Annotated in this window: 14 protein-coding genes; 11 read left to right on the top strand and 3 right to left on the bottom strand. The window is 44.7% G+C overall.

Going from position 1 to position 18953, the window contains the following annotated elements; translation table 11 throughout:
- Nucleotides 1-3 precede the first annotated feature (3 nt).
- A complete protein-coding gene (locus tag BLQ87_RS14005; protein WP_074607684.1) occupies nt 4-2010 on the top strand; it encodes an FAD-dependent oxidoreductase in 2007 nt (668 codons plus the stop codon).
- Nucleotides 2011-2064: 54 nt separating this feature from the next.
- On the opposite strand, the gene BLQ87_RS14000 is transcribed toward BLQ87_RS14005, so the two are convergent.
- Both BLQ87_RS14000 and BLQ87_RS13995 read right to left on the bottom strand, forming a co-directional pair.
- Nucleotides 2065-3480 (bottom strand): aminotransferase-like domain-containing protein, encoded by a 1416-nt coding sequence (locus tag BLQ87_RS14000; RefSeq protein WP_074607681.1) that lies wholly within the window; start codon nt 3478-3480, stop codon nt 2065-2067.
- A 7-nt stretch (nt 3481-3487) separates the two neighbouring features.
- Nucleotides 3488-3865 (bottom strand): hypothetical protein, encoded by a 378-nt coding sequence (locus BLQ87_RS13995; protein WP_143010444.1) that lies wholly within the window; start codon nt 3863-3865, stop codon nt 3488-3490.
- 252 nt (nt 3866-4117) lie between these two features.
- Between BLQ87_RS13995 and BLQ87_RS13990 the strand changes: the two genes are divergently transcribed.
- Both BLQ87_RS13990 and BLQ87_RS13985 read left to right on the top strand, forming a co-directional pair.
- The gene (locus BLQ87_RS13990) at nt 4118-4678 is read left to right on the top strand and encodes a putative glycolipid-binding domain-containing protein (RefSeq protein ID WP_074607676.1); all 561 of its coding nucleotides are present in this window, start codon (nt 4118-4120) and stop codon (nt 4676-4678) included.
- A 137-nt stretch (nt 4679-4815) separates the two neighbouring features.
- On the top strand, nt 4816-5268 hold the full coding sequence (locus BLQ87_RS13985) for an SRPBCC family protein (protein WP_074607674.1): 453 nt from the start codon (nt 4816-4818) through the stop codon (nt 5266-5268).
- 46 nt (nt 5269-5314) lie between these two features.
- On the opposite strand, the gene BLQ87_RS13980 is transcribed toward BLQ87_RS13985, so the two are convergent.
- Nucleotides 5315-5758, bottom strand: a complete 444-nt coding sequence (locus BLQ87_RS13980; protein WP_074607672.1) for a DoxX family membrane protein — start codon at nt 5756-5758, stop codon at nt 5315-5317.
- Between the two features lie 215 nt (nt 5759-5973).
- Here BLQ87_RS13980 and BLQ87_RS13975 point away from each other — a divergent pair, with 215 nt between their 5' ends.
- The 8 genes from BLQ87_RS13975 to BLQ87_RS13940 all read left to right on the top strand — a co-directional run bounded on the left by BLQ87_RS13975 (nt 5974) and on the right by BLQ87_RS13940 (nt 18949).
- A complete protein-coding gene (locus BLQ87_RS13975) occupies nt 5974-7629 on the top strand; it encodes an alpha-L-fucosidase (protein WP_074607670.1) in 1656 nt (551 codons plus the stop codon).
- Nucleotides 7630-7673: 44 nt separating this feature from the next.
- Nucleotides 7674-8561 (top strand): helix-turn-helix domain-containing protein, encoded by an 888-nt coding sequence (locus tag BLQ87_RS13970; RefSeq protein WP_074607667.1) that lies wholly within the window; start codon nt 7674-7676, stop codon nt 8559-8561.
- A 69-nt stretch (nt 8562-8630) separates the two neighbouring features.
- Entirely contained in the window at nt 8631-9212 is a 582-nt protein-coding gene (locus tag BLQ87_RS13965; RefSeq protein WP_074607664.1) for an RNA polymerase sigma factor, read from the top strand.
- A 71-nt stretch (nt 9213-9283) separates the two neighbouring features.
- Nucleotides 9284-10219, top strand: coding sequence for an ABC transporter ATP-binding protein (locus BLQ87_RS13960; protein ID WP_074607941.1), 936 nt, complete (start codon nt 9284-9286; stop codon nt 10217-10219).
- A gap of 4 nt (nt 10220-10223) precedes the next feature.
- Nucleotides 10224-12476, top strand: a complete 2253-nt coding sequence (locus BLQ87_RS13955; protein ID WP_074607939.1) for a Gldg family protein — start codon at nt 10224-10226, stop codon at nt 12474-12476.
- A gap of 73 nt (nt 12477-12549) precedes the next feature.
- Nucleotides 12550-13671, top strand: coding sequence for a FecR family protein (locus BLQ87_RS13950; RefSeq protein WP_074607661.1), 1122 nt, complete (start codon nt 12550-12552; stop codon nt 13669-13671).
- 190 nt (nt 13672-13861) lie between these two features.
- Nucleotides 13862-17536 carry a SusC/RagA family TonB-linked outer membrane protein gene (locus BLQ87_RS13945; RefSeq protein ID WP_074607659.1) on the top strand — a complete coding sequence of 1225 codons (3675 nt, stop codon included), beginning with the start codon at nt 13862-13864 and terminating at the stop codon, nt 17534-17536.
- A gap of 12 nt (nt 17537-17548) precedes the next feature.
- Complete coding sequence (locus BLQ87_RS13940) at nt 17549-18949, top strand: RagB/SusD family nutrient uptake outer membrane protein (RefSeq protein ID WP_074607657.1); 1401 nt, start codon at nt 17549-17551, stop codon at nt 18947-18949.
- Nucleotides 18950-18953 lie beyond the last annotated feature (4 nt).

Here is an 18953-nt window from a genome sequence, read left to right as displayed (position 1 = left end):
ATTATGAAACGTTTTCTTTTAAATATGCTGCTGCTTTTAATCGCTATGCTCTGGTTAACACCTTTAAATGCCCGTCAACCCCGACGTCAGAACTACGATATTTGCATTTACGGAGGCACCTCATCGGGAGTAATTGCTGCGTATACCGCTGCACGACTGGGCAAGTCTGTCCTGCTGATTGAACCCGGAAAGAATCTGGGAGGGATGAGCTCTGGTGGCTTAGGGCTCACTGATATCGGGAACAAGTACGCAATCAGTGGTTTGGCGCTCGATTTTTACAGGAGAATTGGCCTGCACTATGGCAAATTTGAGCAGTGGATCTTTGAACCTCATGTTGCCGAAAACCTGTTTCTTGATTATATTAAAAGGGCCAAAGTTGAGGTTCTGTATGAAAACCGTTTAACTGCGGTAAGCAGGGAGGGAAAGCTGATCACCGGAATAACGCTGGAGGGCTCAACCAAAACAGGGCCAGGAAATCAGGTTAAAGCGAAAATGTTTATTGACTGTTCTTATGAAGGAGACCTGATGGCAAAGGCTGGCGTATCTTACACGGTAGGCAGGGAGGCAAATGATGTATATCAGGAAACGTTCAATGGCGTGCAGCTGATGAAAGGCCATCAGTTTCCAGATGGAATAGACCCTTACAAAACTCCCGGTGACCCTTCAAGCGGACTGGTATGGGGGATTCAGCCAGGTGTATTGGAGAAAGACGGTACTGGTGATAAAAAGGTCCAGGCTTACAACTTTCGCATATGTTTAACCAATAACAAACAGAACCTGGTACCGATCACAAAGCCGGAAAACTATCAGCCTGAAAAATATGAACTGCTGCTCAGGCAAATGGAAAAAAGACCATGGAAGTCCTTACAGGATGGTTTTATATGGAGTGGGATGCCCAATGGAAAAACAGACATCAACAACAGAAATGGTTTTTCAACAGATATGATTGGAATGAACTGGGCGTATCCGGATGCAGACTATCACAAAAGAGCAGAGATCTGGAAAGCCCATGTCGATTATACAAAAGGCCTGCTCTATTTTGTTGGAAACGATCCGCGTGTTGCGGAGCATATCAGGCTTGAAATTGGCCAATGGGGATACCCTAAAGACGAATACACGGACAACGGGAACTGGTCTCATCAGCTCTATATAAGGGAGGCCCGTAGGATGGTTGGTAGCCTGGTGATGACCCAGGATCATTGTCAGGGGAGGGCGAGGGTTACGGATGGGGTTGGCATGGCGGCCTATACCATGGATTCGCATAACTGCGACAGGCTGGTCATCAATGGAATGGTGAAAAATGAAGGAAATGTCGAGGAGGGGGGCTTTGGGCCTTACCCTATTTCTTACCGGGCAATTGTTCCGAAAGCAAATGAACTGAGCAATCTTTTGGTGCCGGTCTGTCTTTCTGCGAGTCACATCGCTTATGGCTCTATTCGTATGGAGCCTGTTTTTATGGTACTTGGACAATCTGCTGCGGTTGCCGCTGTACAAGCCATAGACGGTAAAAAAACCGTACAGGAGGTAGATGTTGCAGCAGTACAAGCCCGGCTTAAAAACGATCCTTTGATGGATGGAAGTACTCCGGAAATTCTGGTGGATAATAATGATACTTTAACAGTGGAAAAGAAAGGCGACTGGACCCTTCAGCACCAGGGTGGTTATGGACCTGATTATTATCTTAGCGAAACCGGAGGACAGGAAAATAGCATAAGCTACCGGCCGGAGGTTATTAAAGGCGGGAAGTATGAGATTTACACCTATTACCCCAAGCAAAAGAATGCCGGAGCGTCGACGAATGTAACCGTCTATGATGGCAAAAGAACGAAAGAGATTTTCATTGCTGATGAAGAGGTTAAAGTGTTGGGACAAACCTCAGGCGAGTGGATCAGTTTAGGCCAATATACGTTGGCGGCAGGAAAAGGGGCGTATGTTCAGCTATCAGGAAAAGACAAAACCGGGCGTGTTGTTGCGGATGCCGTACTATTTGTGCCCCTGGATAAGCGGTAAAGCTGTTGAAAGAGAGAATTTCATTTTGGAAATTCTCTCTTTCTCCTATAGCACTTAGATCGCTGCTTTAACAATCTTACCCAGGCGTTTAAGGTCATTTTCCAGTTTCGTGTTCCATCCCAGGGCGAAATTCAGTCGCATACAATTGTTGTATTGGTTGTATTGACTGAACACCCTGCCAGGTGCGTAACTTATATTTTGCTGTAATGCCCGATCATACAATTCGGCAGTATCAATTTTCTGATCCAGTTCCAGCCATAACATAAAACCACCCTGAGGCTGAGAGATTTTGGTGTTATGAGGGAAATACGCTTCTATTGCCCCCTGGTATTTCAGACAATTGGTATAGAGCTTACTTCTGATGGTCCGCAAATGGTGGTCATACCTGCCGTGTTCCAGAAAATCTGCAATCACTTCCTGATATAAAGTAGGGGTTGAAATCGTTTGTAATAACTTTTGCCTGATGATTTTCTCTTTATATTTTCCAGGAGCAACCCAGCCAACCCGATACCCTGGTGCCAGTGTTTTGGACACTGATCCGCACCACATCACGATTCCGGCTTCATCAAAAGCTTTACATGGTTTGGGCCTTGTCGCCCCAAAGAAAAGGTTGCCATACAAATCGTCTTCAATCAAAGGGATATCGTATTCAGTCAACATTCTTACGAGTTCTTTTTTGTGTTCCTCGGGCATCATACAACCTAATGGGTTGCTGAAATTGCTGATAAAGCAACAGGCATTTAATCGGGGCAGTACTTTTTTTATGGCCTCTAAATCCACACCTGTGATGGGATGTGTAGGGATTTCGATCGCTTTTAATCCCAATGATTTTATGATTTGCAGGATCCCAAAATAAACCGGGCTTTCTATAGCCACCGTATCACCAGGCTTCGTCACGGCCATCAGGCAGTTAAAAATAGCATTCATTGCACCGGAGGTCGTGACGATGTCGTCTTCAGTAAGCGTACCTTCCAATACATAAGACCATTTGGCGATCGACCTTCTGAGGTTCAGGTTACCCTGTACAGGTTCGTAACTGGTCCCACCATCAGCCAACCGCTGTACGACACTAATCACGCCCTTGTTCAGTTTTGCGATGGGTAATAAACTTTTGTCCGGGACACCCAGCGAAAATTGGGTAATCTGATCATTGGTCAGGGTATTGAAAACCTTGCTGATTAAGTCTTCGGGATCCTTTGTCTGCGCGGAGGTTTTTAGTGCTGTAACGGAGGGAAGCGGGAATTTTCTCATCGAGGCCTTGCTCACAAAATATCCCGATTTGGCCCTGGGTTCAATAAGCGATTTACTTTCCAGTTCCAGATAGGCCTGCTTAACGGTAGTCAGGCTTACATTGTACAGCTTTTGTACCGTTCGGATGGATGGAAGCTTATCCCCGAGCTTTAACGTTTTGCTGGCAATCTGCTCCTCCATTACTTTCGCAATTTTAAGGTATAAGGATTCCTTTTTCATATCAATTTTATTGACAGGTATTCAGCCAGTCAACTAATTTATGTATAGATTTCTTTAATTTGGTATTGTCGTCCTGTAAGTCGCCAAATGTAGCATAAAGTGTTCTTTTTGCCTCTGCTATCAGCTCATCCCCAATATTTGAGGGGTCAGGTTGTTGTACCCCGCGGGAATTTAAGACCACCTCATCCAGTTCATTGATGCTGGCAAAGGCGAAACCGATTACTTTATGGTCTTCGCTGACGATACTTAAAGGAAGACCAAAATCTGCTGTTAGTTTTATGGCTTTACCCTGAGGTGATTGATATAGATTGATGACCGATCTCATGTCGGATAGGTACACTTTTCGAAATTCTAAATTTGTACTTCTATGATTTTGCGCTTTCATAACCTGGTATTTGATTACAAAATTAGGCAGGAATAACATTTAGATACAGATACAGAAACCAGTTTATTTTAGGATACAGATGTGTTTACCTTTTCTGTCTTAAATTATTAACGTCCAGAAATGGATTGCTTGCATATCTAATTAATACACAAGGAACAAATCGGTGTCATTAATATTTTATTTGTTTATGCTTTTGTTATTTATTTTAAACAAAAATCATTGCCAGATGTTATTAGGCGTAACCTCTAAACTATGGAAATTCCTGTTCTCAGCACGCTTAACCTTTTCAGGGTATGGAAAGGAAAACAATCCCTGGAAGTATTTACCCTACAGCAGCACGACTATGGTTTTATTGGGGGCGGACTCATTCACGGAAGTGATTTTAATATCCGTTACAAGGTACACACGGATCTTAACTGGCGGATACTGCAGGTGACTATTGAAGAGGTAGACCGACCCTGGTTAAGTCTGAAAATCAACCGAGGTGCGGATGATCTATGGTACAACAGGTTTGGCATGGAGTTAACCGCGCTCGCCGGATGTCAGGAACTGGATATTTCTGTTACTCCTTTTACCAATTCCATAGCGATTCAGAAGATCAGCAATGGGATGCAAAGGAGATTTAAAGTAATTTATATCCGTATTCCTGAATTTGATTTTGAGGTCGTGGAGCAAGTGTATACCCCGCTTGGTTTGGGAAGGTTTAAGTATGAAAACCTGACCAGCAAGTTTTCTGCTGAACTGTTGGTGGATGAATTTGGGTTAATCGCAGACTATCCGGGGCAATTTGGAACGCTGACGATAAAAAAATAAAATTGTCTATCCGTGTGCTGTCGCAAATGACCTCTAAATTGTCGCATTAGCCCCCTTTTAATTTCTATTTTAACCAGGATCTTTATTAAAGCAAAGGTAGCGTAGCTACCACAATCAAAAACTAAAAAAACAAGCTTATGTCAGACAATAAAGTTTCATTGCACAGAATTATCAAGGCCAGTCCGGAAAAGGTGTACCGGGCCTTCACCGAAAGTACAGCGATCGCTTCGTGGTTACCACCTTACGGCTATCTTTGTACCGTACAGGAAATGAACGTTAAAGTAGGAGGTACTTTTAAAATGACTTTTCAGAATTTTACAACCGGCAATGGCCATTCATTTGGCGGGGAATATTTAGAAATCAAAGCCAATGAGTTTCTTAAATACACAGACGTCTTTGATGACCCAAATTTGCCAGGTGTAATGACGACTACCATTTCGCTTCAAAAGACATTGGTAGGTACGGAATTAAAAGTACTGCAGGAAGGAATACCAGCTATGATACCAGCTGAAATGTGTTACCTGGGCTGGCAGGAATCTCTGGAAAAACTGATTAAACTGGTAGAACCTGAAATACCAGATGCCGGATAAACTCCTTGTTAAAGCTCCCTGAAAATGAAATTCAGGGAGTTTTTGTTTAAGCCGCTTTTCGATTGATTTCATCTATGCTCCATTTGTATTTAGGAACATAAGAAAGCAACAGACTCGCTGCAGAAGCAGTAAACACGCCGAAATTTATGGGCTTTTGTATGCCGACAGATGTTGCCATAAACAGAATAAAAGTGAAGGTAAGCAGGCAGCTTCCTATCGCGACATATTTCGTTTTAAAACCAATGATCAGACCTACAGCGATGATGAGTTCTGAAGCGGTAGCGATCCCACCCATTACATTGGTTACAGACCTGTCTAGATAAGGCATCAACGTAGCCGTATAGTTGATAAAGTTTTCCCAGTTGCCCCATTCGATGTTTCCGGTGCCGGCAGGGCCGAGGATACCTAATCTGTCTAAAACAGGGGTTAGAAATGTGATCCCCAATGCGCATCTTAAAAGTAGCTGCGGGATTTTAAATGAGTCTTCCATAATTTAAATATTTAAGACAAAGCTATCTCCAATAGACAGGGCTTTACTATACCAGATTTATCAAATCCTATAGCCCAGTAATTGATGAATAGATCAGAACTTACCAATAGTCGGATTTGTATACAAAAGAGTCAATTTTATACAAAGGATAACCTCTGCCTTATGATAAATTTGTAGCTACGCTAACGCGATAAGCTAACCAAATGATTTAAAAGATGAACAGAAGAAAACTGCTTCAAAGCATTGCTATTGGTATACCTGGTCTGTTGATGTCTAAAAATTTTGCAGCACTGGCTCATGAATTTCCTGAAATTTCAGAAAAAGTCTTATCAGGTCCCTTTAGCCCTACCTGGGAGTCACTCCAGTCTTACCAGACACCAGATTGGTTTAGGGATGCTAAATTTGGTATGTGGGCACACTGGGGGCCTCAGTGCCAACCTGAAGCAGGCGACTGGTATGCGAGGGAAATGTACATTGAGGGCAGTCATAAATACAAATTCCATCTTGAAAAATACGGACATCCATCCGACTTCGGATTTAAAGATGTAATTCACAGCTGGAAAGCCGAAAACTGGGATCCGGAAGAATTGGTTTCTTTATATAAAAACGCTGGTGCCCGGTATTTTATGGCGCTGGCGAACCATCATGACAATCTCGATCTTTATGATAGTAAATATCAAAAAAATTGGAATTCTTTAAAAATGGGGCCTAAAAAAGACCTTATAGCTGGTTGGGCAGCAGCTGCAAAAAAGAACGATCTCTTCTTTGGGGTTAGCGTACATGCTGCCCATGCCTGGAGCTGGTATGAAACAGCCCAACGTTCCGACCTAAGCGGAAAATATGCAGGAGTAAGTTATGATGGCAAATTGACGAAGGCCGAGGGAAGGGGTAAATGGTGGTCGGGTTTAGACCCGCAGGAACTTTATGCTCAAAACCATCCGCTAAGCGAAAACAGCCTGGACAATGGAGCAATCCACAAGCAATGGCATTGGGGAAATGGTGTTAACCCGCCAACCAAAGCTTATATCGAAAAATTCTACAACAGGACAATCGACCTGATCAACAGCTACAATCCGGATATGGTGTATTTTGATGACTCCCAGTTTCCGATGTGGCCGGTTAGCGATGCCGGGCTTCGCATCGCCGCACACCTTTACAACAAAAGCATAAAAGAAACAGGTAAGCTAAATGCAGTCATCACCGGAAAAATCTTAGATGAAAACCAACGTAAAGCAATGATTTGGGACATTGAACGGGGCCAGAGCAACGCTATTGAACCACTTCCCTGGCAAACAGATACCTGCATAGGAGATTGGCATTATGACCGAAGCATTTATACCAGAAAAGGGTATAAAACAGCCAAAACCGTGATTCATACTTTAGTCGATGTGGTGAGCAAAAATGGCAATCTGATGCTGAATATTCCAGTGAGAGGAGATGGAACAATTGACGAACTTGAACGTAAAGTTGTAGAAGATATTGGGGTATGGATGAAGGCAAACGGTGACAGCATTTATGGTACCCGTCCCTGGAAAATATTTGGGGAAGGACCAGCTCAGGAGGGGGCTGCGAAGTTAAGCGCACAGGGTTTTAATGAAGGAAAAGGAAAACCTTTCACGGAAGCGGATATTCGCTTTGCGGTTAAGGCTGAGCAGCTTTTTGCTACCGTAATGGGCTGGCCTGCTTCTGGTCAGGTGTTGATTACCAGCCTCAAAGAAGGCAGCATTTACTATCCGGAACAAATCAACAAGGTGGAATTTGTCGCAACCGGACAAAAGTTAAAGTTTGAACGAAATACTGCCGGGTTAAAGGTTTATTTTCCTGAATCGGCTCCTGCAGCTGCTTATGCTAATGCTTTAAGGGTAACCTAGAAACAGAAAATAATTGTGTTATTTTACAATTCCAATAATCCACCATGACCAGAAAACTTATCAAAAATTATTTTCACCTGTTAAACACAGATTATGTCAAACTGGGGGTCAAATGGAACTTTAACAATGTGATTAGCCCGTACTACAGAATTTATTACATTGATGAGGGAGAAGGGGTGATTTCCAGCTTAGCAGGAAATTTAGTTTTGAAACCCGGATACTTATACCTTATTCCGAGCTTCACTCTTTGTGACCTTTCCTGCAGCCATTTTTTAAGTCAGTATTTTGTGCAGTTTTTCGAGGAATCCCCTGACGGATTATCGCTGTTCGCACATTGCAGAAAAATCATGCATTTAGCCGCAACATCAGTTGATATTGCAAATGTCAGGAGACTACTGGCCATAAATCCCGGAAGAGGCATCAACCGGTCTGACGATCCCAAAGTTTATGAAAAAGACATTTACTACAAAGAATATACGGAGCTCAATAACTTACAAAGTATATCCGCTCAATATGAAACACAGGGGATTATCTTACAACTAATTTCAAGATTTCTAAAACCCGAGATATGCAGACCTGATAAGCTCGCCGTAATTCCTTCCGTAATTCTTGAAACCATAAGTTACATACAGCTCAATATCAGTTCGGTATTAAAAGTGAGCCATCTGGCAGCCCGTGCACATCTGAATACAGATTATTTTTCCCGGATATTCCATCGGTATACCGGAAAAAGCCCGGTTACCTATATCCTTGAAAAAAGAATAGAACGAGCACAATACCTGATCATCACAACAACTCATCAGTATGGCGACATTGCTCAGCTAACGGGCTTTGAAAACTCCCAGTATTTTTCCAGAATTTTCAAACGCTTAACCGGTCTTACACCGGGAGCATATAGAACACAGAATAAAACCATGAACCTGATCGATTAACGGCCTTCCCATCTCGCTAAGATTGTTAATTCAAGCATTTTTTAATAATATTGTGTAAAGTTGGGGGACATGATAGATTATACCGTAATAACTGACCAGGAGCTGGCCAAAATGCTTGCATTAGGGGATCAGACTGCCTTTGCGGAGATCTATAGTCGCTACAAATTTATCCTTTACAACCATGCCTGGAACAAAACCCGGGATAAACAGGAGGCACAGGATACTTTACAGGAGGTTTTTGCGATGATCTGGTCTAAAAGAGCGACGATTACTATTGGCAATAATCTTTCTGGTTACCTTTACACCTGTGTTCGAAATCACATCCTTAACGTAATTGTCCGCAGGAACACCCACAATAAATACACTTCCTCGATATTGAATTTTGCGCAAACAGGCCCGGTGCTTACCGATCATCTGGTAAGGGAAAATCAATTGAAGGCTTTGATCGACAGAGAAATTGCTGCGCTTCCCCCACGAATGCGTCAGGTATTTGAACTGAGCAGGAAACAACACCTGAGCCATAAGCAGATCGCTGAAATTATGGGCACGAGTGAAGAAACTGTCAAAAAGCAAATGTCAAGAGCTTTAAAATCACTACGCCTAAAGTTAGGACTTCCCGTTTTCCTCCTCATGCTGTTGTTTTACCGGTAACACATTTATTTTTTTTCCTTGTACCACCTTGGCCATCCTTAGTTTGTCTAACTGCCAGACTAAACTAAATGATGACAACCAGTATTGTAAAAATCGAAAACCTTTCCCACCGCTACAGTCTTGACTGGGCCATACGGGATATTAACTTTGAAATCAGCCCTAGAGGAGTTCTCGGACTGCTGGGTTCTAACGGAGCAGGAAAATCGACTACGATGAACATTCTTTGCGGCGTACTCAACCAAACTGAAGGAAATGTGTTCATAGACGGAATCGATACCAGACTCCATCCCGAACAGGCGAAACGGAAACTTGGATTTTTGCCTCAACACGCCCCTTTACATCTCGACCTGAATGTCGACGAATACCTGACCTATTGTGCCCATATCCGGGACGTTCCGGCAAAAAAGGTGCGAATGGCTGTGGCGGAAGTAAAAAACAAATGCGGCATCAGCCATTTCAGCAAACGACTGCTCAGTAACCTTTCCGGAGGCTACAAACAACGCGTTGGTATCGCGCAGGCGATCATTCATCACCCGCTCCTGGTGGTACTGGATGAACCTACCAATGGGCTCGACCCCAACCAGATTCTGGAAGTGAGGAAACTGATCAAAGAAATCTCTGAAGAGCGATCCGTGCTCTTTTCCACGCATATTCTCTCTGAAGTACAGGCCACCTGTAAGGAAATCAGAATGATAGAAGGGGGACGGATGGTCTTTGCGGATACCATGGAAGCCTTTAACAACTACATCATGCCAAATTCTGTGCTGATCTACCTGGACAATCCTCCATCTATGGAGACCCTTAGTCGCCTTCCGGACATTACGAGTGCAGAGCCCTTGAGCGACGGTGGTTTCAGACTCCATTTTAAGGGCTCCCAAAAGAACATTTCGGGAAAGATCATTGAAGCCAGTATCAGCAACGGCTGGCAACTCAGCGAGATTATGCTCGAGAAAAGCTCCCTTGATGAAATATTCGCCCAACTTTCCAACCATACAAAGCCAGCATAAGCGCATGAAGAAAATACTAAAAATCGCAAAACTAGAACTCAGCATCTTATTCTTTGCACCTGTAGCCTGGTTGGTACTGATCATCTTTTTCCTGCAGAGCGGCAACCGTTTTCTTGGCCTGTTTGGCAGTTACCAGGAAGCCATAGCCATGGGCAATCAGGTCAGCGACCTGAGTTTTGCCATGTTCCCCGGTACAGGTGGCCTTTTCGAACAAACCTTGCAGAACATCTACTTTTACATCCCCTTACTCAGCATGGGGCTAATGAGCCGGGAAATCAGCAGTGGCTCTATCAAATTATTGCTTTCCTCACCTGTTACCGTTAAAGAAATCATTTTCGGGAAATACCTGGCCATCACCCTCTATGGTTTCTTATTGGTCGTGATATTGGTGGTGTATGCGGTTACAGGTGCGGTGTTGATCAGAAATGCAGATTACGGATTGATCGGATCGGGCCTTCTGGCATTGTTCCTCCTCATCTGTACCTATGCGGCAATCGGACTTTTTATGTCCAGTCTTACCGGTTACCAGGTGGTTGCAGCAATCAGTACACTGGCTGTATTCGCAGCCCTGCAATATGTAGGCAGTGTTGGTCAGGGGATTGATTTCTTAAGGGATTTCACTTATTTCCTTTCCATATCGGGCAGAACCGATGACCTGTTGAAAGGACTTATCAGTAGCAGAGATGTCATCTATTTTCTCCTCATTATTGGTTTATTCCTTTCACTTTCCATCCTGCGGCTCAAGGCAGCCAGATCTCCTCAGTCTGCCGGTAGGCTGTTGATGAAATACACGGGTATTATCACCACGGTACTTTTGATGATTTACATCAGCTCCAGGCCACAGTTCATTTGGTACAAAGACCTGACCGCAAATAAAGTCCGTACACTGACGCCCAATAGTCAGGAGGTTGCAAAGCAGATCAAGGGCGACTTGGTCATCACCACTTATGTGAATCTGCTGGATCAAAACGTTTATGCCGGTCTGCCGGTCTCCAGGAATATGGACATGTCCAGGTTCGATGCTTTCCGCAGGTATATTCCCGGCCTGAAAGTGAAGTACGTGTATTATTACGACATCACCGATCTTAAAAACAATAGAAATATGGTTTATCAGGGGGATATGACGGGTTTGACCGTAAAAGAAGTGGCAGAAAAGGTGGCCGATAACATGGGACTGGATGTCCATGATTTCATGCCTCCCGCCGACATCCGTAAGCGCATTAACCTGAGCACTGAGGACAATAGTTTTATTCGAATCCTGGAATATCAGGGCAGGACGAGCAAGTTGAGGCTGTACGACGAAATGGATGCATTTCCTTCGGAAACAGAGATCACTGCAGCAATTAAGCGCCTGATTGTCCCGGTACCGCGAATTGGAGTCATTACAGGCCACAACGAACGCAGTATTTTGAAAACAGGAGAACGCAATTACGAATCCTTCCTCAATGCAAAGAAAGTAAGGCGCTCGCTGATCAATCAGGGCTTTGACGTTTCTACGATAACGCTTGATTCAAACCGGATACCAGATCGCCTGAACTTGCTGGTCCTGGCAGACCCCGCTACGGCACTAAAACCTGCGGAACTCACCGGATTAAAATCGTATATTGACAATGGGGGCAACCTGATGATTACTACGGAACCCGGACAGCAACAACTGATCAACCCGATATTAAAATGGGTTGGCATTCAGTTAAAGGAAGGGGCACTGGTGATGCCGAGTAACGACAATCTGCCGGATCAGGTAATCGCAACAACCTTTAAGGAAGGAATGCCGGTGGCGATGCCAGGTGTATCCGCGTTGCAATATGACAACAGTGGAGCTTTCATTGCCGACACCTTACTGATGAGTGCTGCCAATGGCTGGAACAAACAAGGGGAACTGGCCAAAGGGTCGACGGAGATTTCCTACCATCCGGATCAGGGAGATGTCAAAGGAAGTTATCCAACAGCTATAGCGCTCCACCGGAGGGTCAAAGGGAAACTACAAAGGATCTTTGTATCCGGAGATGCCGATTTTATGTCTAATAAAGAGCTGAGTCAGCCAAAAGGAATGAATCAAAGGTTTAGCACTAAGTTGTTCAAATGGTTTGCCAATGGGGAGTTTCCGGTAGATACCCGGCGGCCCGAACCTAAAGACAATGAGATTCTGCTTAAAAAGCGACAGATTTCAACGCTCAAATTGGTGTTTACGGGATTAATTCCTTTATTAATCGGGCTTCTTGGGGCCTACATCATCATCAGCAGGAAAAGAAAATAAATTTTATTCCCATGTACCACTTTGATAGCCACTATATTGTCTAACTATTTAATCCGCTTTTCCAACCAGCAACATGACAGAGGAAGAATTACAGCAAATACTAAAAAGGTACAGTGAGGGCAAGGCAACCGAACAGGAAAAAGCATTGCTCGAAAGCTGGTACCTGAATTACAATAGCGACCATTCGGAACAGGCTCAAATGCCAGAGGTGCTGGAAGCAGTGGATAGGGTATGGGCAAGCGTAAATCCGGTGCCGGTAGTGGCGAAGCAACTCTCGCTGTTTGCAAAACTGAGCATCGCTGCTGCGGTTCTTTTAACTTTGTCTTTTGGTACCTGGTTTATCATGCAGAACCAGAAACCGGCAGCATTTGAGCTGAGTGCGGCTAATGACATCGAACCGGGACAGAACAGGGCGACACTTACGCTCGCTTCCGGCAGGAAAATCATTTTGGCGGAGACTGCAGCTGGTGAGATTCTCAGGGAACCGGGGCTCAGCATCAGCCATACCAAATCGGGAGAACTGATCTATACTGCAAAGCCAACAGGGGAAAAGCTGACCAATACAGTATGGAATACACTGGAAACCTTTAAAGGAGAACAACATCAGCTGATTCTTCCGGATGGTTCCCATGTATGGCTGAATGCAGCTTCCTCGATTACCTTTCCTGATGCATTTTCAGCTACCCGCGAAGTATCGGTTAGCGGTGAGGTGTATTTTGAAGTTGTTCACGATCGAACCAGGCCATTTATCGTAAAAAGTAAGGGGCAGCGGGTCGAGGTATTGGGGACACATTTTAACATCAACGTTTATCCGGATGAACCTTCCGGTAAAACAACCTTACTGGAAGGTGCGGTCAGGATTAGTGCGGAAGCCAGCGGTTCCAGTATGCTGAAACCAGGAGAACAGGCCAGTCTGACTGCCGGAAAGATCGCGGTTGCGAAAGTTTCCACGGATGAAGTTATCGCCTGGAAAAATGGTTATTTCATGTTTGAAAGCGAAGACATTCATGCGGTCATGAGAAAAATAGCCAGATGGTATAATGTCGAGGTCGTGTATGAAGGGGAAGTTCCTCAGGATACCTTCGGCGGTACCATTGACCGCTTTGCCAAAGTATCTCAGGTCCTTAAAAAATTGCAACTGACCGATAAAGTACATTTTAAAATAGAAGGAAGGAGGATTATCGTTACGAAATAACAATCCAGCGATGATCCATAAAAAAGGCCAGAAGTGCTTGTAACACAACTGGCCGGATGACTGGATCATTTACATACAATTTGCGATTCTATTCCATAAACCAGACAAACAAACTTAGCCATTATTGCCCGATAAAGCAATATGGATGGCCCTTCATCGGCTACTAAGTTTTTGTCACAAACCAGATGAAATGTATAAAACCTATACTTATAAACTATTGTTCATGATGCGACTCACCACCGTCATTTTAATAGCCACCATAATGCAGGTCAGTGCTTCGGGCTTTGCCCAGAAGATCACGCTGTCTGAAAAGAAGGCCAATCTGAAATCTCTTTTTAAAGAGATTCGCAGGCAAAGTCAGTATAATTTCCTGTATACCGATGCACAGCTGGCCAGTACAAAGCCAATAGACATTAAGGTCAGTAAGATGGAACTTAAAGAGGTTCTGGACCTGATCTTTCGCGATCAGCCACTTACCTATACGGTGGATGAAAAAACCGTGGTGGTCAGTGAAAAGAAGCAATCCTTAATGGACAAAATCACTGAATACCTGCGGGCCATCGACCTGAGCGGGCAGGTGCTCAACGAAGCGGGATATCCCATGCTTGGGGCCATCGTGCGGGTGGGGGGGACTAAAAAAGTAACAAGTACCGATGTGGAAGGCAGGTTCTTTCTGAAAGATGTCGATCCTCAGGGAAAGCTGATTATATCCTATGTAGGTTATCGGACAGATACCATTACCATTGCCGGAAAAACGAGGTTCAATGTGAAAATGGATCCTCAGCTCAACCAGATCCAGGAAGTTAGTATCGTGTCTACAGGTTACCAGGATTTACCCAGGGAACGTGCAACGGGCTCATTTGAGTCGATCAGTAAAGTTCAGCTACAGCACAGTACCGATCCAAATCTGATCCGCCGACTGGAAGGAATCACGACATCTATGGATTTCAGAAATGACCTGAGACCAATAAATTCGAGTAACCCGAACGCACAACGTTCACCTTTGGTAAACCTCACCATCAGGGGAAAGAATACCCTCAACGAAAATGAAAACGCAGACCTCAACGGGAACTTCAGCGGCCAGGTATTGGTAGTGATCGATGGGATTGCAAGCCCATATTCTATCGACAAGGTAAACCCCAATGATGTGGAAAGTGTTACGATCCTTAAAGATGCCGCTGCTGCTTCGATCTGGGGATCCCGTGCCGCCAATGGGGTGATTGTGATCAAGACAAAAAAAGGAGGATACAACAGCAAATTGAGAGTGTCGCTGAGCAGTAACCTGAACGTCACGGAAAAGATCGACCTGTTTTACAATAAAACCATGCGGATCGGGGATTTTGTGGAAGCGCAGAAATTACAGTTCCTCAATGCCAATAAAGCACTTCCGGCGGTCAGCATCAGCAGTCTGTACGGACAGGAGACGATTTCGCCGGTGGCGGAAATCCTGGATGCCTGGAAGTTTAAAGGCCTGACTACCGAACAGGAAGCAATGACGCAGCTGGAAGCACTTAAAAATAACGACATCAGACGTGATTACACCAAATACTTTTTGCGCAATTCGCTGACACAGAGTCATGCACTTTCCATCGATGCAGGTTCGGAAAAATTCAATTACCGCATATCGGGTGGCTATGACAAATCCATCAACAATACCCGGAATTCCGGCCTGGACCGGATCGTGCTGACTTACAGTGCCTCAGCCCGGCCGGTCAAAAACCTGGAATTTCAGGGCAACATCAGCTACAATGTACAGAACAACGAAGAACAGGCAGAGGAAAACCGGATCAATGGTGTGGCGAACAGCACCTTTTTCCCTTATTCCAAACTGGCGGATGAACAGGGCAATCCAATGGAGCTGACCAAGACTTACCGGCCTGGTTTCATCGACCTTTTCGAAAGTACTTACACCGGAGGTCAGTTTTTAAGCTGGAGGTATAAACCCCTGGAAGACATCAACGAAGGTTACAATAAACTCAAATCACAGAACCTGAACCTGAATTTCAGCAGTACCTATCAGCTGTTGCAGGGACTGTCTCTGCAGGCCACGTATAACTACAATACCGGTAGAAATGAGGACAATTCCCTGTACCGGCAGAATTCGTTTTACATGCGGAACCTGATCAATTATTTTACCACTTCACTGGCTTCCACAGATCCTAAAACGGGCAACCCGGTAACGCCGTATGTGCGTCAGATCCCTCTGGGTGGACAATACACCACCGGCCTCACCAAATCGAACAATCACACGCTAAGGGGACAACTGAACCTGAACAAAAGCTGGAACGAAAAACATGAGATCTCGGCCATTGCCGGTATAGATCTGGCGCAAAACTACAGCATCCTCAAAACCGATGGCTACTATGGCTACAATGAAAGTTCGCGGAGAAGCGATAACAAACTGGATTATAAAACAATGATCCCTATTATTTTTGCGGAAGATTTTAGCGGGTATAACGGAGAGTATATTGATAACCTGTCCAGGGGCTTTCTGGATAACAAAATCCGGACCTTCAGCTGGTACGCCAATGCAGCTTACACGTTCAATAGAAAATATACTTTTTCAGCGAGTGTCAGAAAAGACCTTTCCAGCGAATTTGGAAGGGGGACCAACCAAAAGGGAACACCTTACTATTCCGTTGGTGGAAGCTGGAACATTGCTGCCGAACCTTTTTACCATTCAGCGCTTTTTCCGGTGTTGACTTTCCGCTCTACATTTGGCTATAATGGAAACGTTAACCCATCTATACTGGCCCGCCCACTGATCACTTATTCTGATGTGAATGGCGACAATGACCTGCCTTATGCCTATACCAGTTTTGGAACAGGAATCTCCAATAGTAAACTGAGACCGGAGAAAACAGGAATCTGGAACATCGGTTTGGATTTTGGACTGAAAGGAAACAGGCTGTCGGGAAGTTTGCAATACTATAACAAAAAAACAACAGACCTGCTGGCCAATGGTGAACTGGATCCGAGTACCGGCTATACCAACATTACCTATAACACCGGGAATCTGAGGGGGTACGGAATAGACCTGAGCCTGAATTCTCTGAATGTGCAAAGCGGACTTTTCAAATGGAACAGCAATGTGTTATTCAGCTACAATAAAGTGAAGGTAACCAAACTTTATGCGGCTACGGCAAGTCTTGCAGGAAGCGTGGTTTCTAACAGCAGTGGATCGTATAATGAAGGCTATGATTTGTCGCGCATGTTTGGCTACAAATGGGCGGGATTAGACCCTAAAACCGGCGACCCGAGAGGTTATCTTGACGGTGCAATAGTGACCATCGCAGACAATGCGGAAGGAAATGCAGCTTATCAGGGCATTCAAAACGGACCACTTACTTCGGTGAAGTACTTCGGTTCGGCAGTACCGGTATACTATGGTGCCATTCGCAATACCTTCAGTTATGGGAACTTTTCGTTCTCTGCAAACCTGATGTACAAATTGGGCTATTACTTCCGCAGACCTGCTTCGCAAATGGTAAACTATAGCCAGCTGAACAGCAATATTCCACAGATTCAGGGTATCGAGTATCAGAACAGGTGGCAAAAATCCGGTGATGAACTGCATACCAATGTGCCTTCCGCCATTTTTACTTCCAGCAACCAGAACCGCGACAATTTCTACAAGTATGCGGAGATTAATGTGCTTAAAGGAGACCATATCCGCTTGCAGGAACTTAACTTTTCTTACACCATTACGCCGGGGAAAAGCTGGTTTATTAAAAATCCCAGGATTTCTGCCAACGTAAACAACCTGGGAATCATTTGGAAAGCAAACGATCAGGGCGTAGATCCGGAAGTATTCGATTATCCAAACCCAAGATCTTACAGCTTTGGTTTTTCTGCTAACTTTTAACTGTTGACTATCATGAAAATAAACAGACTTATATTTTTGCTCTCTGCGCTTGGTATCCTGCTCTCTTCTTGTCAAAAATATGTAGACATTAAGAAAAGTGGGGCACAATCTTTTATAGAGTCCGCGAACGATTGCCAGTTGCTGATGGACAATTATGAATTGTTCAATACCGGATATCCGATAGATGGAGAAGTTTCTGCTGATGATTACTATATGAACGATGCCAGATTTGGTTCGGACCAGATCAGTATTGAGGACCGGACAATTTATACCTGGCAATCCGGAGCCATCAGAACTGCCGCACAGCAATGGGTAGACATTTACAATAAGGTCTATCATGCGAACCTGGTGCTCGAAGCGGTGCAGGAACTAAATGGCAAAGAACAACCTGCCGTACTGAACAATTTAAAAGGTAGCGCCTTGTTTCTAAGGGCCTATGCATTTTGGAACCTCGCGCAGTTGTATGCAAAAACCTATGATGCGGCTACTGCTCAGAGCGATCCCGGAATCCCTATCGACCTTAATTCAGACATCAATGAGGTCCCTGGCAGAGGCACAGTTCAGGAAACTTATAACCGCATTGTTCAGGACCTGAATGAGGCTGCAGGTTTGATGAACCCGGTTTCTTCTGTCGCCTCACGCCCCAACAAAGCGGCGGCACAGGCCATGCTGGCGAGGGTTTATCTCTCGATGAGGGATTACCCGAACGCTTTAAGCAGCGCAAATGCCGCATTGGCTTTGCGGAACACGCTGATCAATTTCAACACGCTGGACAAGGGATCATTTGCACCTTTCAGGAGGTTCAATGAAGAGGTTATTTTTCACACGACTTTGGATGCAAAAAACGGCTCATTAGAGCCGGGGTATGGCTATGAAGACCTGGCCCTCATTAATCCGGAGCTGGTCTCTTCCTATGCTGCTGACGACCTCAGGAAGACCATCCTGCTGAAGGAAAATACGGATGTTCCCGTACCTGCAGGAACCTATAGGTTTACCGGGAATTATGAGGGGGCAGTTGCTTCAGCAAAGCTTTTTAACGGGCTTGCTGTAGATGAACTGTACCTCATCAGAGCAGAATGTTATGCAAGGGCAGGCAACACAGGCTTAGCGATGGGCGACCTGAATACTTTGCTTCGCAGCAGATGGCTGGAAGGTAGTTTTACGGCCCTGGAAGCAACGAATCCAGACAATGCCCTGTCCATCATTCTGGCTGAACGACGCAAAGAATTGCTGATGCGTGGACAGCGCTGGACGGATTTGCGCAGGTTAAACAAGGAGCCCCGTTTTGCCAAAACCCTAAGCAGGACGGTTCAGGGAATCACGCATACACTGCCTGCAAATGACCTGAGGTATACCTTACTGATCCCACAGGAAGTGGTGATGAAATCAAAGATACAGCAGAATCAACGATAATTTA

It is taken from the genome of Pedobacter steynii (genome assembly GCF_900103665.1).
GTDB classification, from domain to species: domain Bacteria; phylum Bacteroidota; class Bacteroidia; order Sphingobacteriales; family Sphingobacteriaceae; genus Pedobacter; species Pedobacter steynii.
The sequence above is the reverse complement of the archived record's forward strand: the minus strand, read 5'-3'. Positions and strand labels throughout refer to the sequence as shown.